The sequence below is a fragment of the Jannaschia seosinensis genome (assembly GCF_001408515.1).
GTDB classification, from domain to species: Bacteria; Pseudomonadota; Alphaproteobacteria; order Rhodobacterales; family Rhodobacteraceae; genus Jannaschia; species Jannaschia seosinensis.
Genome location: NZ_CYPR01000196.1, coordinates 40,871 through 65,190 on the forward strand (window position 1 = coordinate 40,871; position 24,320 = coordinate 65,190).

The window sequence follows — 24,320 nt, forward strand, 5'->3', positions numbered from 1 at the left end:
CCTCGCACGCCTAGTCGCCATCCTCGACACCGATGGCCCGCCGCCAAACCTCTCCGCACTGTGGCAGAGGGCGTTCAACGCGCTCGAGGAGCAGGAGGCACCGCTGCGAGCGCAAGCCGATACCCGCGCCGCCGTGCCGCCATTTGCCTGGCAGCTGTCACAAGACAAGACTGGTCTGCACCTTTACGCGCTCGACAAGTCGGCGGATTGGCGCATCCGGGTAGATCCGTCGGTTCTGGCGCTGCGCCTGGAAACCGACACGCCGTTCGGTTCTGAAACGCCCGCCGTGGCGAGGTTGGACAGCCTGGACGCAGCGGGCTCGGCCGATCTGACATTGTGGCGAAAGGGAAAGAAGACGCATCTGGAGTTCCGGTCCGCCGCCAACCCCGATCCGTCCAAGGATCGGCCGGAAATAACGGCAACCTATGGAGGGGGCGAGAAATACGAGCTCAAGACGCTGGCCACGCCGTCCTTGGAGGTCTACGTCCCGATCGCCGAGGCAGGCGCCCGCCGCGCCGTGCCGGACACTGTGCCGGATTGGGCGTTTCTTCCGGTCAGAGACGGGACCCTGCAGATCGCCGCCGCCCCCTTCGTGCCCGAAGAACAGGCCAATCCGCTGCCCAGCGCATCCTCGCTGATCGGTAATTGTGTCTTCCGTCAGACGCATCTGGCAATGGCAGTCGACGGGGCAGAGGACGTGAACGTTTCGGTCAGTTGGACCGCCACCGCGGCTGGCGCCATCGCACTGAACTTCGCGGCCCCGTATGGGGCCCTGCGCGAAGCTCTGTGGTCGGCGGAAGAGGCGCCCACCAGCGAGCGGCTGCTGCCGACCGGCCGCACTGATCCGGGCCATCTGCGCGAATTACCCGCGAGGTTCGGCTCCGGGATCGCGCGGAACGCCAGCCTTCAGCTGACGCCGACGGGCGGCGCGTGGAGCCTGACGCTGGACGGGACCATGGCACAGTCGATCCCCGCGATCCACTGGACCGCGATTGTCGGGCTGCCCCTGATCCCGGCCGTCCCGATGCTGGCCAGCGGCGCCGAGACGCGGCCGTCCGACATGCGGGCGGTGGTGCCCGTGGAACTGGATGGTATCATCCGCCTTGAGTCGGACGGTAGCACCGCGCTGGCAAAGGTCGCGAACGACCCCGTCAAGACGCCGTCCGTCACCTGGCCTTGGGTCGAAAAGGCGGATCTGCCTGCCTGGGGCGTGCCGTCGGTGAACTTCGTTTCACCCACGGCGCCGGGGCTTGACTATGCCTGGGCGCCCGGAACACGGCCCGGCCGGGACAGCTTCGACGTCTCTTTGCGCTTCGATCTACCGATCCTCGACGAGCTATATGCCCAACCCGACCCCGAAGCCGAGGCCGGCACCGCGGCCGACACGCCGCCGCCCCCGGCGCCGGTGACCGGAGTGCTCGATCTTGCGCAGATATCCCTGCTGTGGTCGCAGCGCGCCTTTGCCCTTGCCACGACGCGCACTCAAGGCGTGCGGGCCACAGCCTGGGCCGGCCACGGCGTGCCCGTGGACGGCCCCATCGCACTGGCCGCGCCCTATAGTGCGGACGCCACGGTGACCTTTGTCCGCGACTATGCGTTCCCCTCGGGCAACCTGCCGCTGGGCGGTTACAGCCTAACGTGGGATCGCGTGAAACCAACGCCCTTCAGCGGTGAGACGGCGCTGCTTGGCCCGATGGGCGGTGAGGATGAGCCGCTCGCACTGGGCCTCACGGAGGAGGACGGGGCCCTGCATCCCAAGGGCGGCAAGGATGTTGCTACGCTGAAACTGGCCGGGTTTGCGCCCGACGCCTATCTCGACAAGAGTCTTGAGAACGACGATCCCACCAGTCTGTCCGATACGCGTGGCACCGCGATGGCGCGCGCCCGGACAACGAAGGACGGCGTGTCCCGCCCCGCCCGGTTCCGCGACCGCGATGGGAACGGCAAGGTCCGGTCCAAAGGGCGCGATCTGGTGACGTGGAACGATGCAATTGTCGTGAAGGGACTTGGATCTGACGCCCTGTTCTGGGTGCGCGACCTGCCGCATGACGAAGACGGCGTGTTCGACGGCACGAAGAACCCCGTAGAGGGTCGGCTCGGTCCGGACCCGACCCCCTTCGCGGCCAGAGCCTTGCAGGATGCCTTATACGAATGGCGCCTGTTCGAACGGCGGGCTGAGATGGAGAGCGCCGATTTCTCGATCCGGCACAATGGGCTGACCTTGACGCCGCTGCGCCTGCTGCACGTCGGGACGAAGGAAATCTGCGTGCTGTGCCGCGCCAGCCTGGAGGGCCCGCTGACCGACCCGGAAACACGTGAAGCGTTCGGGGAGGAAACGCCCTACCGCATCGGACCGCTTGTCGAAATTAAATTCGGGCGAAGCGGCGGCAAGCTGGCCCTGGCCAAAGAGGCGCGGATCCGAGCGCTGGAGTCCGCCGGCGGCCTGGATCTGGTCCTTTCGGACAAGGACCCCGAACGCCTCGAATTTCCGCTGGTTGCCGCGCTGGTCCTGCGGCTGGCCGGGGCCACAAGCACCGTTGCGGACCCGGTGGGCTTGCGGCTTGCTGCGCAGTTGGGCGAGCTGAGTGACGATCCGGTTTTTCGCAGGATCGAGCTCTCGTTTTCGCTGTTTAACTACGACGTGACGCTTGCGATGGAGGTCGATGGAAAGGCGGCTCACCCGACCTATCAATTCACGCATCCCGACGCGCGCCCGGCGGACGGGGTCTGGATCGCCGCCGCCCGGCTGGAACAGGTCGGTCCTGGGACCTCCGGATGGCGACTGGATGTGACCCTCGACGCGCGGGTAGAGATCGGGACGCAAGGGGCGGATCGGCCGCACGTTTTGGACACGACCGGCGGCATGATCCGCTGGCTTGGCTACGAGGATACAGATCCGCCGGAAATACGGATCGATCACGCGCGCGGCGCGATCTGGCTTTACCTCGAACCGGGCGGCCTTTCCACGATGGCCAGTCCGATCGAGGGGATGATGCTGACGACAGTCGACGAATGGCGATTTAGCGCGGGCCTTGTGACCGGGACGGTTGCGGGCTCTGCAATTCCCGTCTGGCCACTCGCCTCCGGCTTGGTTCAGGCGCGCATGGCGGGCGAAGCGAACGGTGTGCAAGTGGCATTGACAAGCCACACGCGCTGGTCGGGCGAAACCCGCGACAGCGAGGTCCTGCTGACCCGCGAGGCGGTGAAGGACGGTGCGCTGAGGTTCCAGAAGAGCGGCATCTCCTGGGACCCGGACGGACTTTCGGTCAAGGCGCCCGGAAATCCTGCCAAGGCCGCGCGCGTGGAAACCCGAAACGTTGCGCCGATCCGGCACGATGTTAGCGTGTCACTGCGCGATAGCCCGATTCCCGTTACCGCGCTTGCCCGGGACGGCGCCACGGTCCGGCTGACGCGGTCCGTAGCGCTGGAGCTTCAGGTGCGCCACCGGCTGCTGCGCGACAACACCGAACTGGCGGCTTGGCGCAGCTTTGACAATGTGCAGTTGACCTCAGAACAGCTGTGGCAGCAGGACTGGACGGGCAAGGCCTTTGGCCCGCGGTTCGAGGGCGGCCGCACGAGCTATCGCGGCGAGATCGACAAACGCCCCGAATATGCTGGCATCGGCGATCGGTCACTGATGCTCAGCGGATTCGACGATCCGCTGCTGCGCACCGACGGCCACGACACACGGTTGATCCTGGTCGGCGGCGGGACCTGCGTGTTCGTACATCACAAGACGACCCATGCCTTCGGCCTGCCCTGGGCGATCGGCATGGACACCGGCGCGTCGGACCTGCCCAAGTCGTTCTGCGATCTGATGGTGTTCGGCGAAGGCGACGCGTGGAGAGCCCCCGTCGACGATGCGACACCGTTCGAGATTGCCGCCGATGCGTTGCCGCCCCTGGTTCAAGTACCGTCGAGTGTTCTGGGCAAGGCGGAGCTTGACGCCTTGTTGGCGACGAAACCGGGCATCGGCGGTGCGGCAGACCTCGTCTGGCCCAGCCTGCAAGCCTTTGTCGAACGCGACCCGGCGGATGCAAAAGTGGGGGACGTCAAGACTTGGCCGCTCTTCCTGCCATCGCTCGTCGCGTTGCAGCAGACGCTGAAGTACATCGATCCCGACAAGCGTGCGGACTGGCGCATTCTGTCCGTGCGCCACCGCGCCAATGCCTCGGCTGTCGCGCTGGCCTTCCCGCATGAATCGATTGCCGCGCCGCCCGCCGCGCTGGAACGGGCAACCAAACTGCACTTGGTGGCGCTGGACAAAGGCAGGGCGCCCCGCTTCTTCGCCCTGAATGTTCCGCCGGATATCGCCGAGATCGACACCGCGTGGGACCTGCTGGGCCCATCCCGCCTAGCCGACCTAGCCGAGGCGCAGATCACCGATGCCGTGGCGGTCGGCTTGGCGTTGCTGGGCCGCAAGACCGGTACCGGCGGCGAAGATGGCAAGGAGCCCGATATCCGGGTGCGCGATGTGCGGCCGGTGCCAATCGACCGCGCGGACAACCCTTTTGGCAGGGAGCAGTCGCAGCTCTTCGATGCGCATCAGCAGGTCTATCCCTCTCCCGCGCTGGGCTGGCCTGAAGCTGTTGACGCGCAAGGTGCGGCGCGGTTTGCCATGGATGGCCGCGTCGACGCGCCTGTGATCTCGTCCAAAGCCGGGCTGGCAGGGCGCGTCGCAGTTCTATCGACCGGCTCCGCGGTGGCGACACGGGCCGACAGGGCGCGCTACCTCGTCACGCAAGCGCGCGTGGTCTTCCACCATGGCGACGAGTTCGACAAGGTCGCGCTGCGGGCGCCGCCTGCGCGGCATTTGGCGGTTCTGTCCCCCCGGGCGCGCACTCCGATCCGCGAGGCCCGGGAGGAGGCGCTGCAACAGGCAATGGCCAAGTCTGCCGAAGACGGCAGCACCTCCACCAATTCGCTGCTTCCCGCGACGATGGGGGTAATTCCCGCGATCTACTCCCGCGCACTGATCGGAGAACGGCCCGGCGTGCATGAGACCTTCATCGACGCTCTCCTCAGCGACGGCAACCGGTCCGATCTGATCGACCGTGGCGCGCGGGGCGCTGGACGATCGGCGGTCCTATCGCCAGTCTTGGCGCGGCAATTAAGAACCCCGCGCAGTCCCGCGCTGCCCGAAGATCCAAATTTCGATCTGACTTCGCGCCGGCGCACCTATGTTTCGCTGTTCGACCGTACCGCGCCGGGCGGTCTGGCCCTGCCTATGGCCGTCCGATGTGCCGCCTCCTCGCTCTGGCGCTTGGCAGAGACCGACCGCTTCATCCTAGATCTTCAGACCCTCTCGTTGGACCCAGGAAAGGTGCGCAACTCGCAGGAGAGGGGGCAACTGTTCCAGTTACGCCTGACGCTGTCACACGCCGGCAAGTCTCCGGTGATGGAGGCGCTGGCACAGAGCGGGTTTCTGTATCGCGGAACCAAAGAAGCGCCATACCATCTTCGTGCCTGGCTGTCCCTGGGCGAGACCCGGATCGACGCCTTCCGCCTTGACTGGCACGAGCCCGTCTCGCAGCCCAGCGTAGGGAAGGTGTCCAGGCATGAGCTAACGCTAGAACTCGCCTTCGCGGGCCGCGACCTCGGACCGTTGCTCAGCGCTTTGGCCGATCCGGACCCGAACACGCCAGCCACCCTGCAGATGTCGTTCGCAGACGAACAGAAGGCTGCGCCTTTCGATCCAACCGATGGAACGGCGCTGCTGGCTCAAGGCGAAGTGTCTGCCTTAATCACCGGCGAGCCCACCGCGCTGTCCTTCCCGATTGGGCGCAAGCCGGCACGACGCCCCACGCTCGATATAGAGCGGCGCAGCTTCCTGTTCGCCGATCCGGCCTTTGACCGCGCACTGGCGTGCCCCGGCTCCAGTTCCCAGGTTATTCGGAACGACGGCGGATCGCTTGCACTTGTTCTGACTGCGGACCGAACGCAGTACGCGCTGACGCAGACATTGTACTTTGCCTACGGCTCGATCGAGGACGGCGCCTTTGAGAGGAAGGGGATCGCGGCCAGCCTTAAACTGGCGCTGATCCCCAAACGCGGTGACGCGACACCGTCAGCGCCGGTTGAACTGCAGCTCGCGGGCAAGGTTGCCCTGCCGCTTCTCGGCGATGCCCAGCCGTATGGCCTGCCGCTTGGGCTTCTCGAACCGAAGACGTCGACCGCCCCTAGACCCGCACCCGGTGACCGGCTTTTGATCGAGCTGACGCCCAACGACGGGTTCAACGGCGGCGCGCTGAGGCTGGAACTGCCGCTCGCTGAACGCGCCGACGACCCGCGCCCCGCGGCGGTCTATTCGGTGATCGCCCTCGGCGCAAAAGACGCCGATGGACAACCGGTGTCGCGAACCCTGATGCACGCCGCGGCCCCGGCCCCCGACCGGGTCCAGTTCCAAGATCTCCTGAGCGACTTGGCCACCGGGCACATCCGCAAAAATGCGATCTTTGAGTGGCGCACGACTGACCTGACCGACACGATCGATTGGCCCCATTACACTCTGACCAAAACGGACCGGTCGGGCGGCGCGCAATTGCCGAAGTACGAAGATGACCTTGTTTCACCGCCGCAGAAAGAGTGAAGAGGCCGCACGTGCCTCGCCGTCCCGCGGCCCAGAAAATTGACATGAGGAGGTTAAAGATGCCTGCGAAAGAGTCAGTCGATCAAATCAGGACAAGCGAGGCCACCAAATGGGATGCGGTCAAGACAATTACCGGTGCCGCGCTCGACTTCCACATCACTTTTCTAGGCTGTGCCAAGGGGCAAAAACACGATGAAGCGATTGACGCAACAGCCCGGGCGCGGCTTTTGCGCATTTTGCGTGCCGTCTCCTGGGTCGAAAGCGCCCATGGAACCGCAGGCGCCAACCAACCAAAGCGTGATCCCATGCAGTCGGGTAATCCCAAGGATGCATGGTGGAAGGAATTGACCGGTCAGTCCGGTCAAGGCTCGCGTATTGTACGCGGCCCAAGTCTGACAAATCTCTGGGCCAACGAAGTCGCCGCTGCCGCCGCGGCTTTCAACGGGTTCGATGCCAATGCGGCCATGGGCAAACTGGGGGACGAGAAGAAGGGGCATGACGACAGCAAGTTCACACCCGCCCACAGCTATTACTGGGGCGTCGTCTATTTGATTCATCGCATCAATACGAAAGCGGGCGACAAGACCTACCAATGTGGCGACCTTTCACGCGCCCGACTGATTGACGGCGCCGTGGAATACAATGGAGGCGGTGTAAAGGACTATAGGGAACGTATTGAAACCGCGCTTGCGCTGATCGGCGACTTGTCGGAACGCGCCGTCGATACCCCAAAGGACGGCAGTCATCAGCGCCGTTTGGATGCCGTCCTGCTTGCTGAAGAAATGGGCAAACTGAAACTCCGAAACGTGGATTTACGCGCCGTCAAGGCGGAATTTGACAGGGACGGCAACGTAATCGCGTTATCGGTAGAGTTCTAACACCGCATTGACAGTGGGCGAGACCAATCAGGAAGAACATGAAGATGCCCGCTAATTCGCTCGCAATATCGCGAAGGCCTGTCAGTGCAAGCCTTATATTTGGGAGGTGCAGGCTCGAAGTGCGGCGTCGGCGGTCGCTCAAGCGGGAAATTCGGGTAGCGAGCGAGATCAAACGTTACCGACGAACGACTGGGCGCTCGCTGCGTTCGACAGAATAGAGTTCGGCTATCCGATCTTGCAGCCCCAGAAGGACGTGTGATCGGCGGCGAAGTAGCCGTCCGCGACCCGAAAATACCCCTGCAGCTCGACGGTATCGCCGGCCGTCAGCGGGACAATCGTCTGCAGCCAGATGGCGGTGGCGAGCGAGACGTGGGTGGCGGAGATTTCGCCGAGGGAGCCGCGGATTTCCGTCGTGCCGTTCAGCACGAGCCGTCCGCGCATGCGTGCCGTGGCGCTGGCGTTGATCTTGTAGAGCAGCGTCGCGCCGAACAGGTAGGTGCCGTCAACCGGGGCGACGAAGTGGTTGTTCGCGGCGTCGAACGCGCCCTGATCGTTGGTGTCGGTGTTGTTGAGGCCGATCTTCGTCCAGGTCCCGACGCCGACATAGTTGTCGTAGTTCGTGTAGGCCTTGAAGCGCGGGAGCCGGGGCTGGTCGACGACGCCGGTGGCGTTGTCCACGCTGAGGCCATCGAAGAAGGTGCTGCCGTCGGCGGAGACCGAGAGGCGGAAGCGGTCCGACCCGAAGAGCCCGACCAGCGCCTTGGTGACAAAGTTGGTCTGGAGTGTCAGACCGAGATCGTCGCCCGCACCCTCCTTGCTCATGGTGTAGAACAGATCGCCCGTGCCGCCCTCGGCGACGGTCTTCGCCGTCCAGAGCGCGGCATTGAGCTTGGCTGAGAACGGGTTCGACGCATCCGCGGTGGCGCCGACCCCGAGCAGTGCCATGTTCTGCAGCGCCGCGGGCGTCGTCCCGATCCAGCCCGCGCCGTCGTAGACCAGCAGGAGGCCCTCGTCCTCGACCCATGCCCGCCAGCCTGTCCGTGGCGGCAGGCGCAGCCACGCGCCGTCCGTCCAGAGCGCGACATTCAGGTCCCACCCCGCCCAGTCGCCCGTTCCACCCGAGCCGACGATGTAGCGGTCGCCGTCGGCGGGGCTTCCGGGCGGGCTGGTCAGGTCGCGGTCCAGGACGGAGAGTTGCACTAACCCGTCGAGGATCCGCAGCGCCTCGTTGTGGGTGACATGCTTCTGAGCCTGCGCCGCCAGGATGTAGGGCAGCAGGAGATGGGTCGTGGCGTCGGACATGGGGTCCTCACAAGGTCAGCGTGACAGTTTTCGGCGCGCCCCGCCCAACGAGGGCGGAGAGCTGGAAGATACGGATGTCGAGCGTGTCGCCGGGGTCGAGCGGCCCGCCCCAATCGGCGGTCTGCTGGGCGACGGTGTAGACGGCGCTGGTGGTGGCCGTGCTCAGCACGCGCTTAACCGTGGCGCCGTCGAAGATCTCGATTTCGTAGGCTTCCAGTTCCTCGGTCAGCGGCACCTCAAGCCCGCCCCAGCTGTCAGCCGCGAGCGCGCGGGACCGGCGCGTCCAACGGATGGTCAGATCGCCGGGCGAGCGCGGCGTGCGCCATGGCTGCTCGACATGGGCGACCGAGAACGGCCGCAGCCCGACGCCTTCGGGCGTGAAGGCCTGCGCGACATAGGTCTCGTCGCTGACCGGGCGGCTTGCTGGGCCGATACGCCAGTTCCACGGGATGCCGAGATCGGCCTCGGCGATGGGCAGTGACGCAAGCGCGGTGTCCAGAATCACGACCCGCGCGCCAGCAGGCGCCGGGTTGCCCATCGCGCCCTCGGTGCCGCGCTGGCCGCGCAGGAGCCGGGTCAGGCGATACCGGCCGGGCGCCAGCAGTTCCGCCGCGCCCGCCTGCACGATCTCCCACTGGCCAGTGGCACTTTCCACTGCCAGCGCGTTGGCGCCGCCGAACAGCGTCAGGTCGGTCACGCTCTCCAGTGTTCCGGTCAGCAGATCGACCACCAGCGCATTCCCGAGGTCGAAGCGCGACGTCGGCCCCGGGTAGAAGTCGGAGACGAGAGTCCCGATCCGGGCGCGACTGCCAAACGTGGTCAGCAACTCGAACCCGTCCGTTGAAGGGCTGCGGAACACCGCCATCTCTCCCGGCCACGGCATGGCATGCGCCGCTGCGAAGGGACGATGCGCGGGCTGGTCCTCGGTCAGCTGCGGCAGGTCCATCAGCACCGCCTCGGGCGCGCCGAACACCACCGCCCGCGTCAGTGACGCCGCGCGGGGATCGCCGGGCGGCAGGTCGTAGGTCGCCCGGTCCTGGCGCACCGCCTCGATGCCGCGCGCCTCGGCGTCGGCGATGGAGACCAGCCGCAGATCGACCAGCCGCCCGTCATGCGCAAGCCGGATCGCGTCTGCCGGATCGAGCGCGAGACGCGAGGGCGGCAGACGGAAGGCCGCCGTCTCGCGACCCACCCACGCCTCCATCAGGGCGCGGCGGCAGCGCCGCTCCGCCTCCTCGGGCGGCACGGCCATCGGGAAGGACTCCGAGGCGATCCGGGTCGTGTCCACGGTGATGCGCCGCGCCTCGACGAGGGCCGCGTCGTAATCCTCGTCGGCCCGCGCGACCTGCCACTTCAGCGCCTGCGGCAGTTCCGTCTCCTGGCCGCGCGTCAGCTCCAGCACGTCGCCCTCGCGGGGGGCCACCAAGTCGTCGGGGCTGAGAGTGGCGACAGAGGCCCGGCCGCGCATGACGAACCGGATCACCCCCTCGGTCTCCACCGCATCGAAGCCGAAGTGGCGCGACAGCGTGGTGATCGACGCGCGCGGGCTTTCCAGCGCCGTGATTGCGTAACCTTCGACCGCGCCCCAGAGGCCGGTGACGTCGATGCGGGACTCGGGGAGCCCCGCGCGCAGACAGAGGTGCCGGACCAGCGCCGCCAGCGACACCGCCCCAAGCCGCCCGGTCAGCCAGTGGCCGAGCCGCCAGTTCGCCCCATCCGTCCAGACGTCAGTCAGCGCCGGGAAGAACGGATACGGCCGTGCGTCCCAGGTCCAGGCGGCGCATTCCGGCACATGCACCATCCGGCCGCCGTAGACCGAGGACAGCGGGTTGTTCGCGGCGTCGCCCCACCAGAGATACGTCGCCTCGAGATAGGCGCGCTGGATGGCGTCATCGCGCCAGCCCCGCGAGAAATGCGGCGTGAAGCTCTCCGACGACTTCGGGTCGAAGAAGACATTGGGCTGGTTCGTGCCCCGGTCGATGGCCGGACATCCGAGTTCGGTGAACCAGATCGGCTTGGACTGCGGCGCCCATGCCGTCGGCGCGCCGCTCTCCACCCCGCCCGGGCGGTTGTAATGCGCGTTCGACCACCAGGCGCGCAGATCCTTGTAGCGGAAGACCCACGGCTTGGCCGCGGCACCATCGGTGATCGGGGTGCGGACCTGCGCGGATCGGTCGGCCGCGCTGGCGTAGAACCAGTCGAAGCCTTCGCCGCCCGCGATGTTCGCCTGCAGATAGGCGCGGTCGTAAATCGCGGGCCAGCCCTCAGCCGCGTCGGCGTGCTCGAAGCCGTCCCGCCAATCCGAAAGCGGCATGTAGTTGTCGATCCCGACGAAATCGATCTCCGGATCGGCCCAGAGCGGATCGAGGTGGAAGAACACGTCGCCGGAACCATCGCCCGGCTGGTGCCCGAAATACTCCGACCAGTCGGCGGCGTAGCCGATCCTGGTCCCAGCCCCGAGGATCGAGCGCACATCCGCAAGCAGGTCCCGATACGCCTGCACGGCCGGATAGGTGGACGCGCCCGAGCGGATCGTCGTCAGCCCCGGCATCTCGGTCCCAATGAGGAACACATCGACCCCGCCCGCCGCAGCGCAGAGATGGGCGTAGTGCAGCACCATGCGGCGCAGGCCCCAGTCGCCGGGCGTGCCGGTCCAGCTTACGCTCTCGCCAGAGATGCTGAAGCTCGCAGGCGTGGCCGCGCCCAACAGCGCCGCCACCTGCGTGGCGGCCGTGGCGGTCTTGTCCACGGTCCCGGCGAAGCCCGCAGCCGGAGAACAGGTGATCCGGCCCCGCCAGGGGAAAGCGGGCTGGCCGGTCTCGGCGGCGTTGTCGGAATAGGGGTTCGGCAGCGTGTTGCCGAGCGGCACGTCCATCAGGATGAACGGGTAGAAAGTGACGCGCAGCCCGCGCGCCTTCATCTCCTGGATCGCCTGCACGACGGCGAAGTCCGACGGCGTACCGCCATAGACCGGGCGATCCTGGTCGTCCCCGCTGACGAGGAAGGCGTCGGCGCGGCTGACGCCGTTCACCGACCAGCTGGAGGGCGTGGTCGACTTGGCCGAGACCTCGACGCCCGGCCGGACCTTGCAGGAGCCCGCGCGCAGGTCGTCACCGAACCACGCCACCACGAGGCTGACGCTCTCGACCGCAGGCGCCATGGCCTGCAGCCGGTCCAGCGCCTCCACCATGTCGGTGGAGTCGGCCAGCGCGTTCAGGTTTTCCGGCACCGTCGTGCCGCCATCGGTCTTGCGGATCGCCTGCGTCGCATAGGTGAACTCGCCCGAGGCCGGGATCATGGTGACGGCGCGGGTCAGCCCTTCGGCGGTGTCGGGATCGGCGAGCGGGCGAAACACCTCGAAGCTGATCTGCGGCAGACGATTGCCGAAGGCGCTGAGGTCGAGTTCTTCAAACACCACATAAGCCGTGCCGCGATAAGCGGGCGTGTTGGCCGCGCCCATCTTCGCGGCGATGAACGGATCGGCCGTCTGCCCCTCGTCGCCCGGATACCAACGCCAAGTGACGCCGGAGAGGTCCATCGGCTTGCCGTCGGCCCAGATGCGCCCGATCCCGCTGATCGGTCCCTCGCAAAGCGCCACGGCGAAAGAGGCGTAGTACAGATACTCGGTCGTCTTGACCTTGCCGCCCCCGCCGCCCTTGCCACCGCCCTGCGTGGTGGTCTTCGTCTCTTCGCGAAAATCGGTCGCCCAGATGATGTTGCCACCCATCCGCATGCGACCGTAGAGCCGCGGGATCACCGCGCCCTCGGTGGCCGAGGTGATACGCAGCGTGTTGAGCCGCGCGCCCTCGATGCGCTGGGTGGGCGCCAGCGACGAGATGATCCAGCTGTCGACCACCGAGCCGATGCTGGAGCCGATGAAGCCGCCGATGGTGGCGGCGCTGACGCCGAGGATCGCGCCGCCGATCGAACCGCCAATGGCGGCGCCGGCCGCGCCGAGGACAAGCGTTGCCATGTCGAGGTCTCAGCGTTGCGGGAACAGGAAAGCGAAGGCGATGCGCCGCCGCCAGCTTTGAGTGAGCGGTTCCTCGATCACGCCAAGGCGCTCGTAGGCATGGAGGAAGGTGGCGGGGCCGGTCAGGATCCCGACATGCTTGGCGATGGCGCGCGGCTGCATGCGGAAAAGGACCAGCCCGCCGGGACTAGCAGCTGCCGTTTCCACCTCGATCATCATGCGCCGCGCGCCCTCGGCCAGAACCTCGCGCGGCCAGGTCTCGCCCCAGTCCCGGCTGTAGGGCGGGATCGGGAACGGCTCGGGGCCGACGACCTCGCGCCAGACGCCCCGCGCGAGGCCGAGGCAGTCGCAGCCGACGCCCCGAAGGCTCGCCTGGTCGTGGTAGGGCGTGCCGAGCCAGGACTGCGCGATGGCGATGACGCGTGCGGGATCGGCGGAGGTCACAGCACAGACCCCTCGTGCCCGCCGTCCTTCGTGGCGTAGCGGAGAATCGCGTCCTGGCCGGGGATGTGCGGGAAACCGCGGAAGTTCGCTGTGTTCGCGAACTTCGCGCCGCAGGTCTCGATCCGCTTGTCGCAGCCCGCGCGGATCGTGAAGGCATCGCCCCCGGCGATGGTGCGCACCGGGGCTTCGAGCAGGGTCAGCACAGCGATACCGTAGGTGACGTCATGGCCGAGCACCTCGGTGCGCCGCCCCGCATTCGCGCCGCTCGTCCATTCGAGCGTGCCGAAGGTGAACCAGCCGGATATGAACCCACCGAGGCCCGAAGCGGTGAAGGCCCGGTCCCGCAGGAGATCGATGACGGTGCCCGTGCCCTTGAACGCCGGATCATCGAGATCGACGCCGCAGCGCGCATCGCCGGGCGCGGCATCGCAGGTCGCCTGGAAGGTCCGCCCGACCGTCTGGCCAAGGACATGGGCGAGCGAGCGGACCTCGGAGACGAAGGCAAGCCGCCCGCGCCGGATCTGGCCGATGGCCCCGCGCCGCATCAGCACGCGTTGCGACGTGTCAGCCCAATTTACCCGCCAGACTTCGACCTCGGCGTTGTCCCAGCGGCCGTCGAGAATGTCGGTCTCGGTGATCCGATCCGAGGTCAGCACACCCTCGGCATCCTGCGCATCGACGGACAGGTCCGAGCCCGAGCGCACCTCGGACGCCGTCAGCCCGCTCTCGGGCTCGAAATCGAGGCTGTCGAAGCTGAGCGTCCGGTCGTGATCGGTGAAGCCGAAACTCGTGCCGTCGGCGCGCGCGATCCGCCAGCACCAGGCGAGCGTCGTCGTGCCATCTTCGAGATGGGCCTGCAGGTCGGGATCAAGGGTCTTCATCGGCGCAGTTCCAGAAGCGGAATGGAGGTGATCGAGCCGAGCCGCTCGAGGTCGAGTGTCACGTCGAGCACGTCGGTGTCGAAGCGGACTGGCACGTCGAAGGCGAAGCCCGCGGTGACGGCGACGCCCTCAGCGGGCGCGCTGTCGAAGGTCACGACGCCGGTGGTCGTGTCGACGGACCAGCCGCCGAGCTGTTCCGCGCCATCGAGCGCGATGACGACCGTGCCGGCGACCGGCTTGGTGATCGTCCGCACCCACACTTGGCTTCCCGAAGCGTAGTGCTTCACCAGTTGGAAGGCGGTTGTGGCGCCGTCGCCAGTGCCGATCGCCTGGTCTGTCGGCGATGGCGTTCCCGATGGCGGGCAGGACTTGTGGTCACCCCAGTCCTTGAACCGGAAGCCGTGCAGGCGCCCGTTTCGCGCCTCGAAGAAGGCCACCACATTCGCCAGATCGTCGGCTCGGCGGATGCCGTAGGCGACATCGTAGCGGCGTCGCGAGTTGGCCCAGCTGGCGTTGCGTTCCTCGTCTCCGCTGGCCAGTTCGACGATCTGCGTGCGCCGTTCCGGCCCGCCCCGCGCGCCGCGACTGATGTTGTCCGGAAACCGGACCTCGTGGAACGCCATCACATGCCCCTCCGCCCGAGCGAGACCGCGCGGGCGATGTCGGCCGCGACCTGCGTGCGCGATTGCCGGAAGCTCTCGGCGTCGCGGGCCATGATCGTGATGTTGAGCCCGCCGCCCGCGCCGTAACTCTGCGCCTCGCGACGCGACAGGACCCGTTCACCGCGTTGCAGGATCGCGGGCACCTCGTCGTGGCGGAGGCCAGCCATGCCGCCGGAATGCATCCGCGGGGCGGCGGCGAAGGCCATGGCCGGGACCATGCGCGAGGGCCCCGCGGATCCCACCATACCGCCCGCATGCAGGACGTTGGCGAATAGGCCACCCGCGCCGGCGAAAACGCCGGATAGCGCATTTGCAATCGGGCCCAGGATGAACCGGCGCGCGGCCAGCTTGGCGAGGTCGGCGATGAGAGAGGTGACGAGGTCGCGGAAGTTCAGCTTGCCGGTCTTCACGAACTCGCCGACCGCGTTCTCGGCCGACTGGAACGCGCTGACGAGGCTCTGGCCGATATCGCCACCGATCTCGCGGGCCTTGCTGGCGTAGTCCGACAGCGCGGCCGAAACCGCCTGCCAGCCGGTGACGGCTGCCTCGCTCGCGGGCTCTGCCGCAGCGGCGGCAGCTCCGGCCGCCGCACCGGCGCCTGTCGCGGCGCGTCCGGCATCGCCGAGCGCCGTCTCCAGCCGCTCGGCAGCGCCGGTGGCCTCGGTCAGCGCATCGGCTCCGTCCTCATCGGTGCCGCGCATGGCATCCCGCAGTGCCTGCCAGCTTTCGAGCGGCGCACGGGCCCCTTCGGCCAGATCGCGCGCGGCGCCGCGATAGAGGTTCGCGGACTCGAGCGCGCGGTTCGCCGCCTCGGTCAGGCCGAGATCGGGCGCAGTGAGCGGGTTGTCCTCGAAGGCCCGGTCGAATGCTGCCTGCGCCGCTGTCGTGGCGGCACTTGCTGCACCCTCGAAGCGGTTCTCGATCTCGCCAAGGTCGAGATCGGGCACCAGCGAGATGCGCCTCTCGGAGCCGAGAGCTTCGAGTCCCTGGTTGATGCCGCCGATGAAGCCGTTGATGCGCGAGACCACGCCGTTCAGCATCGCCTCGACGCCGTCGACCAGGCTGTTGGCCGCCTGGAACGCGAGATCGCCGATGGCGGCGGGCAGCAGGCCCCAGATCGCCTTGATCGCCTCGTAGGCCCCCTCGAACGTGTTCGCCGCCGTGTTGCCGAAACCCACGACGCTCTCGATGGCGCTCTGCATGCCCGACGCGGCGTCGGCCTTCAGGTCGAAGAACATCGCCGTGGCGGCCGCGCCCGCCGCAGCCGCGCCCATCCTGATCCGCTCCCAGACCTCGACCGCCAGGTCCTTCAGGAGCGACATCGCCTCGCCAAAGCCGCCCGCGCCGGACACGAGCCGGGTGAACTGGTAGACGAGCTCGCCCGCGCCAACGATCAGCGCCCCGATGCCGGTGCGGATCAGCGCGCCGCGCAAAACGACCAGCGCCGTGGCGAGACCGCGCACAGACAGTGCAGCAGCGGCCATGCCAGCCACCCACCGTCCCGCGAGGAAGGCCGCGAAGGATGAGCCGAAGGCGAATGCATAGGTCGTTAGGCGGCCAATGTTATCGAAGAGGCCGCGGATCGCGACGCCGAGTGGGCCGGTGCGGCTGGCGACCGCAGCCATGGCGTTGGCGACGGCTTCCAGCGCGGGGGCCGCGGCGACCGCGAGCTGGTTCGACAGCCCGCGCCAGATCAGCCCGAGCCGGGAGATCGCATCGTTAGTGCGCTCGATCTGGTCGGCATCCTGCTCGGAGACGACGACACCGAAGGCGAGGACATCCTCCGTCGCCTGGCGCAGCGTTGCCGTGTCGATCCGGCTCATGGCGATGGAGCCTTCCTCGCCGAACAACTGCCCCGCCACGGCGGCGCGTTCTGCGGCGGGCACGAAGCTCTCGATCGCCGCGTTGATGGCGCCGACCCGCTGGTCCAGCGGCAGGGCGATCAGCTCGTTGGCCGAGAGCCCGAGCCGGTCCAGCGCGTCGGCGGCGGGACCGCTCCCGGCGGCCGCCTGGCTGAGACGGCGCGTCAGATCCTTGGTAGCCTGCTCGATGCCGGACATCGACACGCCCGCTAGCTCGCCCGCCCGCTCCAGCGTCTGGATCGAGGCGACCGTGGTGCCGAGCGACTGCGCGAGCTTCGCCTGCGCGTCGACGGTCTGCAGGCCAGAGCGGATCATCGCCACGCCAGCGGCGGCTGCGGCGGCCACGGCGGCGGCCGCCGCGACCCGGACTCGCCGTGAAAAGGCCGCGAGCCGTGCGTTCGCCGCCTCCATCTCCCGGCTCAGCCGTCCAAAACCGCGCGACCCGGCCTCGCCGACACCTTCCAGCTCGGCGCGCACCTGCCGTCCGCCCACGGCCGCGAGGCGGACGCTGACCCTCTTCTCAGCCATGGGAGTGATCCATCTGTTCGTTGAGTTTTGCGACCATCACCGCCTCGATGACCGGCAGCAGTTCGGCCATGGCGAGCGGCGACACGCCGAGCGCGTCACCGAGCGCGAGCGCCGCCGACATGTCCCAGCCGATCACCGCGCCGGGCAGCACCCGGAGCTGACCTCCGAGGCGGCCGACCAAATCCCAGACCTGCCAACCTTCCGGAGTTTCCGGACGGTTCAGCCGCGCCGGGCAGTCCGGGCAGGTTTGCTCGCGGTCCTCGCAGGGTGCGCAGGCTTCGCAGTAGCGCTCGCCCCCGCCGAAGGACCATTCGGCGAGAGCGCGGAGGCGTTTTTTTCCTGTTCCAGCAGCAGGCCTTTGGAGACGTAGGTCAGCTGGAAGGCCTCGAAGATCGGCCAGACGTCGAGCAGCGCGTCGATAGTCTCGGGACTTGGATCGATGGGGTTGCCTTCGGCGTCGCCGATGCCCTCCCAGGCAAGCACGGCCCGTCGCGCCAGTGCTTTCGCGAAGGCGACGGCGCGCTCCTCGTCGGACGCCTCCTCGGGGAGGGCCTCCACGGCGGGATCGCTGCGCGTCGCCACCATCACCGCGGTGGTGAGCGGGCGCAGCTGCACCCGGACGCCGGGCGCGAGGTCATGCCAGCGCGGCGCGTTGGTCAGGTCGAGCGTCAGCATCGTCAGTACACCTCTATGTCGTTGATCAGGGTTGCGGTGCACATCCGGCCGACGACGCTGTCCCGCGCGGCCTGCCAGTCGAAGGTGGCCTGCACCCCCTGCGGCCCGGAAATCTCGATCCGCGGGCGCGGCAGGTAGACGGCGTGCACGGTGAAGGCGAAGCTCTCGCCCGAGGGCAGCACATAGGCGAATTCCATCTCGCAGGCTTCGCCATTGATCGCCTGCGTCACCAACGTCTGGTCGGCGAAGCGCACCTCGATCCGGCCGGTCAGCGCGGCGATGGACGGGTCCGCCCCGTCGATACGGCCGTCGCTCCGGATGGTCTCGATCCGGTCGAGGTTGTTGGCATAGGTGATCTCGGCCGAGACCACGTTGCCGAGTGCGGTGCCGTTGCGGGTGATCGCCCCATTGAAATGGCCGAAACGCTTCAGCTCCAGCGCAGCGGGTGGTGAGGCGGGTTCGCCGAACGCGCTGGTGGTCGTGCCGACCGCCTCGCCCTGCGCCACCAGCCGCGCCGTGGCGGTCAGGAGCCCCGAGTGCTGCATCTGCCAGGTGATCTGGTCGAGCACGCAGCCGGAATACATCGCATAGCGCGGCACCTCGGGCATGCCGGTCTCGATCGACAGGCTGGGCAGAGTCCAGGACCCCGACTGGAACTCGTGGCTGTACGGAGCCACCGCGCCGGTCGTCGTGGGTGTGCCGAAGGCCGCCTTCAGCCAGAATCCGAAGGCCTCCGCGTCGAGCGGCACGACGACATCGCCGTCGGCCGTGACCGCGTCCTTGATCGGCGCCAGCGGATCGCGGCCGTAGCCCAAGAGCTCCGAGTTAAGCAGCGGCTGCTCCGCCCCCAGCGAGGTGCTGGCGAAGGGCATGCGGGTGAAGCCGCTGGCAGGCGGCGTTCCATAGGTCGTCTCGAACGCAAGCGCCATCAGCGCCCGCGCCCCCTGGGCTCGTGCCATGGTGAAATTCCTTGGTGATCTCTAACAGGCTGCTGAAAAAGAAAATGGACCTCGACGAACTGCATCAGCCGTCTCGAAGGGATGACAAGATATTGTGCGCAGGCGCTTCCAAAACCGATATGATGTGTCGTCGTAGGAGTCGAAGATGGGCACTCAAGGCTTTTTCAGCAGCCTGCTAAAAGGAAACCGCCACTGCCTGGTGCGGTTGTGGTTCGAAGGCAGCCAGTGACTGCCGACCTCAAGATGAAGTCCTGATGAGCCCGAGATGGTTGATGAAAAAGCCCGACTGCATCGTCAGTTCGAAGCGGTTGCCCGGCGAGTGCCAGCGACACGCCGAGTCATTGATCCACTCTTGCACGGACGCCTACAAAAGCTTCGGTTCCCGATCGCCAGCGCCCTCATCATTGGCAGTTTTTTGTCCATACTTCCGATCTTCGGCCTCTGGATGCTGCCGCTCGGCCTTCTGCTGCTGGCCGTGGATGTTCCACGCCTCCAGCCAACTATCTCCCGCGTGCTGATATGCGCACGCCGGCGTGGGAAAGTGTGGCGACATCGCGGTTCGTCGAAGCGACGGTGAGTGCTGCTTCGTCAGCGTAGCGGATCAGCTAAAACATAATGCAGCACCACCGGGATCATCGCGGCCTTGAGGCTGGCCGCTCCCTCGACAGGCAAATCGACCGACCGCGGCGCTTCGGCCTCAACCCAATCGCAGAGACCGCCAAGTGTACGGTCAGCGGCAATGGCCGCGCCGATGCTGGCGGTCAGGGTATCGAAAGCTTCGTCACGGGCGGTGCCCTGCACGACTGCTTCAATCTCGACGTGGTGCTGGTAGTGGTAACGCAGAGGCGAGAGCGTCACCTCGGGCTCGCCTGGTTCGCCGTCGCGCAGGATCAGCAGGCCCTCGGCCGGTACGCGCTCAGGCAGCACGTCGCCGCGGAGCGCGGTGGAGGGCAGAGCCGAGAGCCGCGCGTAGAGCGCGGTGAGGATGGTTTCGCGAAGGGTGGGCATGGTTTCACTGTATTGTGCAGGTGCAGAAAAGGTCCGCTTCGAGCCCTATTCTGCCACTTTACAGGCCGCGGCGAACGTCAGCTTTCGTAAGCCGGCGGACGGCAACCCGTCTCTGCGTCACTGAGCTCCTTCTGTGGCTTCCACGCGGCCTGATCCGCGGAGCGCAGTAGCGACGCTATCATGTCTGCGGGAACATCGGCTCTGGTGCTGAGTTGACCTTGGAACATGAAGTTGGAGCGTCTTATGTTTCGCCGGCTCGACGTCTTTTCGGTAGTCCCACACGCGACGCGCATTGCTCGAGAATTCTAATCCGGTCGAAGCACAAGCTGGCTGATAAGCTAATCCGTTTTACCAGAGATGGAGCCCGTAATGTCGAAAATGTCGAACACGAAAAAAACGACTCTCGCAGCCGGTTTGTTGCTTTCGGGGCTATCTTCCCCAATACAAGCACAGGATACTGCTCAGGACGAGTCTTCAGCGCAGTCAACCGTCCCGGTGGTGGTTTATGAATTCGCCGCCACGGAAGTCGGAGCGGAGCCAAATCTCGTCGCGGCAATGCTCAACATGGCCGAAGAACCTCAACTATCTCGCCTTGAGGTAACCGATGTATCCGCGGATACCAGTGGTCTTGAAGGTGCGCTTGTATTTGAAGGGCTCGAGTCCTTTTCGCTTTGGCGCGAAGACGGCATGCAGAGTTTCTTCGAGCAGCTCGGCGGAGTGGGCTCCTTGGACACTACGCTGCGCATCTTTCGTCCCAATTTAATGGCAAAAGGCTACTTGGACGGAACCGGCAACGCTCTCGAAGAGGTTTCCGTCAACTATCGCAATTCAGGCAACGATTCGGCCGGTGACGCCGACATTGATGCGGTCACTGTAGTCTGTCCCGGCGACCATGCCGACTGTAAACCAAGCAACTGACCGAGGTAGTCATGTCATATACAGTGGGGGCGCTTTCGGTCGGGATGCTGCTTGCGCTATCGGCTTGTGCGAAGACCGGGACTACTGCACTTCCGGCGTATCAGTTGGCGAATGGCCGCGTTCTCCAGGACGTCGTTACCGTGGCCGCCGACACGTCTGGAGGTGCCCCCGTGCTTACCGCACTGACGACCTACGATATTAGCCAACCCGGCAAGACGATTGTGATCGCCCGCGAGTCCGCTTCTTCTCCTGGAGTCGGATCGGTCATGGCGTCTGGACTCGGCAGCGCCGCGGTTACCTCGGCGGCCATACTGGGTTCTGCGGCGATATTGGACGGTCACAACGATGGCGACACCGTCGTGAATGCGAGCTATGCCACGTCTGGAAATACAGCCATGGGAGACGGTGATCCCGGTGACATTGACGCATTGACGGCAGCGGTTGGCGATTGTGGGAGGGGCGATTGCAGCGCGAGCAACTGACGAATCCCCGGAGGATTGGTGACGGCATCCCTGTGCGTCCAATAAGTGCTTTTTTTCCCGCTAAAGCGTCGGGGCAATTCCAATGGTTGTGCCGCAAAGGTGTATAGCGTCATCGGCCGGACCGTCCGCCGAATGTGCTATTCAGTGACGTTTGCTCTTCTACGGAAAGCGGACATCCGATGAACGGCAGCTCGGTCCGCATTGCTGGCGCTACAGCTTCCCCCCCACCCACTTCGCGACGATCAGCCCCGGCACGCTGTCGAGCGCCCGCTCGGCGTCTCCGTCGAGATCGAGCCGCTTCGGCAGCTTAACCTGCGGCACTAGCAGGAAGATCGGCGCAGTCACTTGACCGCGGCCGGTCTTCGATCGCGAGGCGACCGCTTGGCCGCGTGTGTTTAGCCGCGCCTTGGCGGCCACCAGCAGGCTAGGGCCGCGGCGGCGATAGACGAAGCGCAGGCGAAGCCCTCGGCGGCGCTCCCACTCACCGGGGGTGATCTTGCCGCCCCGGAGCCCGCGCCCGGCCGCTTCGGTCGGGATCGCGAGCCAGAAACCATTCTTCGAGCGGATCAGCGGCCCGGTGTCGTGGGCGCCGACGATCACCGGTGCCTTCGACCAGACCAGAGCCGCAGCGTTCAGGCTCTCGCCGGCCTTGGGATAGGTTTGACTCCGGATCGAGTTCGCCAGCTGCCGGCCGAGCCCGGCGCCTGTGATCTGGCCGCGCCAAGCGGTCTTGAGGCCAGTCCCGGCCTCGCGCATGGCGGCGGAGACCGCCTTCTCGCCGGCATTCACCTCCGCGGCCATGGCGGCGACGAGATCGGGCGTGGTGTCGAACTTCAGTTTCATCGAGGTCGCCATTCAGTTTCCTGCCTGCATGTGACACACTGGCTTTCTAAAATGAGGAGAAGATGATGAGCGATCGTGACGTGTACGTGGAGAAGATGAAGGCGAAGCTGGACGAGTGGAACGCAGACATCGACAAGTTGCAGGCCCAGGCCAAGGCTGCGGAAGCCGATGCCAAGGCGAATAACGAAAAGCAGCTTGCTGAGATGCGCACTCAGCGAGACGAGGCTCAGGCGAAGCTGAAAGAGGCGCAAAACGCCAGCGATGCGGCGTGGGATGACATGCGCAAAGGAATGGAAAACGCCTGGGACAACATCTCGACTTCGTTCAAGAGCGCGATGAGACGCTTCCAGTAACGTGATCCCGGGCGAGCTTCAGCTTCATGCCGGCCGCAAATCCACAGTCCAGACGAGCCGCTCGCGGTCGCGGACAGGTTCTCCCTGGATGAGGAAGGCCTCGCCCTCGATCTCGATCCGGTCGCCCGGACGCGGGGTCGGGACTTCCGCGACGCGCAGATCGATGCGCGTGGTCTCCGACCAGAGGCGCGCGTCGCCGAAGCCGGTGGTGTCGTCCGCCCGGCGCGCCACGGCCCGGACGAGGACGGGTGCGCCACCCTCGGGGGTGTAGACGGCGTCGCGTGCGACATTGCCATCCGCGAACAGGGCGTCCAACGCCATTGCGACAGCCATCATCAGGTCCGCCTTGCCGAGCGCAGAACCTGCGGGCGGGTGCAGATCGGCAACGGGTTGCTCTCGATCTCGAGGCGCACCCATTCGTCCCGGTCGCGGTCTGGGATCATGCGCGCGTAGAGCGGCAGACCCACCGTGTTGACTGTCTCGAACGTGTCGGCGGGGGCGTAGTAGATCTCGAACAGCCCCTCGACCCCCTCGGGGTAGAAGTACGCCTTGTCCGTGGACACGCCGAAGCCCAGCCCGCCCCGATAGCGCCGGAAGGTGATGCCGCCGAAGCTGACCTCCTCGCCCACGCGCCCGCGCAGATCTGCGGCCGCGGCAGTGTTTAGATAGGTCTCGCGCACCTCCTTGTGGGCGACCAGATCGGCGAAGAAGGCCGAGCCGCATTCGGCGCGCAGCTGCACCTGACCGGCGGCGAGACCGCCGAGGCTGTCCTCGACGCTTTCGATCATGGCTTGGCAGCGCTTGCGCAAGGCCCCCGAAGCCGGGGTGGCATTGTCCAGATCGAAGTCGACCTCCGCGGCCGGGGTGATGGCGAACTCGGCGTGGTAGTCGATGACCGTTGCCCCGTCCCTGGGATCCTTCACCACGCCCTGGATGCCGTTGAACAGGTGGAACTCAAACGTCGCCTCGGCATCGTTCCTGAGTCGGCCCAGTTTGCGCGCCACCTCGGTCTGCACCTGCTGGACGGCGGTTTCCGAACCAAAGTCACGGACTGCCTGGATCTCCGAGGCCCAGAGCACGTCCTGCTTCTTGAACTGTCGGCAGACGAAGGCGCGCATCTCGCGGCGCTCCGGGATCTGGCTCTCATAGGCCGAGCCGCGTTCGGAGAACGGGATCAGCGACAGGGTGCCGTCGCGGCTCTCGATCATTACGGTGCGGCTGCGGACGCCGCGGGCGCCGAAGAGCCCGGCCCCCGAGAGGATCGCGGGCTTGAAGGGGATGTTCTCGAGCGCGCGGGTCAGCTCGACAATGGTGAAGGCATCGCCTTCGAAGATGTCCATGGTGGCCATGGGAATGCCTCCGGGTCAGGAATTGGGGGGTGGCGCGGGATCAGCGGACGAGAATGCCCGCGGCGAGCAGCGCCGCATGGGCGGCCGTGATCTCGGCCTCAGCGAGCGTGCCAGTGAATACGAGGTCGTGAGGGTTGACGATGGCGGGGCCGCGGACGAGGGCGACGGCCGGTGCATCGCCGGCGCTCGCATCCGCCTTGCCCCACAGCACCGCGACCGCGGTCTCGGTGCCGTCGATTGCGGCGGGATCGTGCGCGGCGTATTTGCCCGAGCCGGTGATCTTGCCCAGGACCGTGCCGGGTGCGAGCGTGCCCGCGGCGACGGTGATGGTCTCGCGGGTGTAGTCGCGCAGCACTTCCCAGACGAGGAAGCCGCCGGGGTGCGTGCCTTCTGTGAGCGAGGGCATGGCTTATCCTTTCAACTTGAAGGTGCGGGCGATGACATCGCCCCAGGGGCGCGTGGTCTCGCTGCGCCCGGGTTGCGGGTGATGCGGATTGATCTGCGGCGCGGCCTCGGCCTTTGCGTCAAGAAGGCTCGCGCGCACCGCATCCAGGCTGGCGTCTTCCTCAAGGAAGCGCCCGGCCATCTGCGGCTGGCCTGCCAGGCGGCAGAGG

At 66.6% G+C, this 24,320-nt stretch carries 20 protein-coding genes; 5 read left to right on the forward strand and 15 right to left on the reverse strand.

Features of this window, described 5'->3' with window-relative positions:
* Window positions 1-472: 472 nt before the first annotated feature.
* Together JSE7799_RS14595 and JSE7799_RS14600 are read left to right on the forward strand one after the other, a co-directional pair.
* On the forward strand, window positions 473-6,589 hold the full coding sequence (locus tag JSE7799_RS14595; protein ID WP_222101779.1) for a hypothetical protein: 6,117 nt from the start codon (window positions 473-475) through the stop codon (window positions 6,587-6,589).
* 59 nt (window positions 6,590-6,648) lie between these two features.
* Entirely contained in the window at window positions 6,649-7,467 is an 819-nt protein-coding gene (locus tag JSE7799_RS14600; RefSeq protein WP_055664260.1) for a hypothetical protein, read from the forward strand.
* Window positions 7,468-7,692: 225 nt separating this feature from the next.
* On the opposite strand, the gene JSE7799_RS14605 is transcribed toward JSE7799_RS14600, so the two are convergent.
* The 10 genes from JSE7799_RS14605 to JSE7799_RS14650 all read right to left on the reverse strand — a co-directional run bounded on the left by JSE7799_RS14605 (window position 7,693) and on the right by JSE7799_RS14650 (window position 19,761).
* Window positions 7,693-8,769: a DUF2793 domain-containing protein gene (locus JSE7799_RS14605; RefSeq protein ID WP_055664261.1), complete on the reverse strand. Its 1,077-nt coding sequence runs from the start codon at window positions 8,767-8,769 to the stop codon at window positions 7,693-7,695.
* A 7-nt stretch (window positions 8,770-8,776) separates the two neighbouring features.
* Window positions 8,777-12,742, reverse strand: coding sequence for a baseplate multidomain protein megatron (locus JSE7799_RS14610; protein ID WP_055664262.1), 3,966 nt, complete (start codon window positions 12,740-12,742; stop codon window positions 8,777-8,779).
* A 9-nt stretch (window positions 12,743-12,751) separates the two neighbouring features.
* Complete coding sequence (locus JSE7799_RS14615) at window positions 12,752-13,186, reverse strand: NlpC/P60 family protein (RefSeq protein ID WP_055664263.1); 435 nt, start codon at window positions 13,184-13,186, stop codon at window positions 12,752-12,754.
* Entirely contained in the window at window positions 13,183-14,067 is an 885-nt protein-coding gene (locus JSE7799_RS14620; RefSeq protein WP_055664264.1) for a phage/gene transfer agent baseplate hub protein, read from the reverse strand. The genes JSE7799_RS14615 and JSE7799_RS14620 overlap by 4 nt, the downstream gene beginning before the upstream one ends.
* Complete coding sequence (locus JSE7799_RS14625; RefSeq protein WP_055664265.1) at window positions 14,064-14,690, reverse strand: DUF2460 domain-containing protein; 627 nt, start codon at window positions 14,688-14,690, stop codon at window positions 14,064-14,066. The genes JSE7799_RS14620 and JSE7799_RS14625 overlap by 4 nt, the downstream gene beginning before the upstream one ends.
* Window positions 14,690-17,119: a phage tail tape measure C-terminal domain-containing protein gene (locus JSE7799_RS14630; RefSeq protein WP_055664266.1), complete on the reverse strand. Its 2,430-nt coding sequence runs from the start codon at window positions 17,117-17,119 to the stop codon at window positions 14,690-14,692. Before JSE7799_RS14630 ends, JSE7799_RS14625 begins: the two co-directional genes overlap by 1 nt.
* Entirely contained in the window at window positions 17,112-17,270 is a 159-nt protein-coding gene (locus tag JSE7799_RS21140; RefSeq protein ID WP_186201969.1) for a DUF7697 family protein, read from the reverse strand. Before JSE7799_RS21140 ends, JSE7799_RS14630 begins: the two co-directional genes overlap by 8 nt.
* Window positions 17,271-17,338: 68 nt before the next feature.
* Window positions 17,339-17,794 (reverse strand): phage-derived protein YdaY family protein, encoded by a 456-nt coding sequence (locus JSE7799_RS14640; RefSeq protein WP_055664268.1) that lies wholly within the window; start codon window positions 17,792-17,794, stop codon window positions 17,339-17,341.
* A 2-nt stretch (window positions 17,795-17,796) separates the two neighbouring features.
* Window positions 17,797-18,753, reverse strand: coding sequence for a phage tail tube protein (locus JSE7799_RS14645; RefSeq protein ID WP_055664269.1), 957 nt, complete (start codon window positions 18,751-18,753; stop codon window positions 17,797-17,799).
* 588 nt (window positions 18,754-19,341) lie between these two features.
* A complete protein-coding gene (locus tag JSE7799_RS14650; protein WP_055664270.1) occupies window positions 19,342-19,761 on the reverse strand; it encodes a hypothetical protein in 420 nt (139 codons plus the stop codon).
* Window positions 19,762-20,130: 369 nt separating this feature from the next.
* Between JSE7799_RS14650 and JSE7799_RS14655 the strand changes: the two genes are divergently transcribed.
* Window positions 20,131-20,679, forward strand: a complete 549-nt coding sequence (locus JSE7799_RS14655; RefSeq protein ID WP_055664271.1) for a hypothetical protein — start codon at window positions 20,131-20,133, stop codon at window positions 20,677-20,679.
* A gap of 170 nt (window positions 20,680-20,849) precedes the next feature.
* The gene (locus JSE7799_RS14660; protein ID WP_144431736.1) at window positions 20,850-21,161 is read left to right on the forward strand and encodes a hypothetical protein; all 312 of its coding nucleotides are present in this window, start codon (window positions 20,850-20,852) and stop codon (window positions 21,159-21,161) included.
* A 210-nt stretch (window positions 21,162-21,371) separates the two neighbouring features.
* Here JSE7799_RS14660 and JSE7799_RS14665 read toward each other — a convergent pair whose 3' ends face one another.
* Complete coding sequence (locus JSE7799_RS14665) at window positions 21,372-22,004, reverse strand: DUF6441 family protein (RefSeq protein WP_055664277.1); 633 nt, start codon at window positions 22,002-22,004, stop codon at window positions 21,372-21,374.
* 65 nt (window positions 22,005-22,069) lie between these two features.
* On the opposite strand from JSE7799_RS14665, the gene JSE7799_RS14670 reads away from it, so the two are divergent.
* Window positions 22,070-22,357: a sll1863 family stress response protein gene (locus JSE7799_RS14670; RefSeq protein ID WP_055664278.1), complete on the forward strand. Its 288-nt coding sequence runs from the start codon at window positions 22,070-22,072 to the stop codon at window positions 22,355-22,357.
* A 24-nt stretch (window positions 22,358-22,381) separates the two neighbouring features.
* On the opposite strand, the gene JSE7799_RS14675 is transcribed toward JSE7799_RS14670, so the two are convergent.
* From JSE7799_RS14675 to JSE7799_RS21145, 4 genes are all read right to left on the reverse strand, one after another.
* Window positions 22,382-22,693 (reverse strand): head-tail joining protein, encoded by a 312-nt coding sequence (locus JSE7799_RS14675; protein ID WP_055664273.1) that lies wholly within the window; start codon window positions 22,691-22,693, stop codon window positions 22,382-22,384.
* Complete coding sequence (locus JSE7799_RS14680; RefSeq protein WP_055663703.1) at window positions 22,693-23,706, reverse strand: major capsid protein; 1,014 nt, start codon at window positions 23,704-23,706, stop codon at window positions 22,693-22,695. Before JSE7799_RS14680 ends, JSE7799_RS14675 begins: the two co-directional genes overlap by 1 nt.
* 40 nt (window positions 23,707-23,746) lie before the next feature.
* On the reverse strand, window positions 23,747-24,112 hold the full coding sequence (locus JSE7799_RS14685; protein WP_055663702.1) for a head decoration protein: 366 nt from the start codon (window positions 24,110-24,112) through the stop codon (window positions 23,747-23,749).
* 3 nt (window positions 24,113-24,115) lie between these two features.
* The coding region (locus tag JSE7799_RS21145) for a hypothetical protein (RefSeq protein WP_222101780.1) at window positions 24,116-24,320 on the reverse strand (205 nt) is incomplete at its 5' end.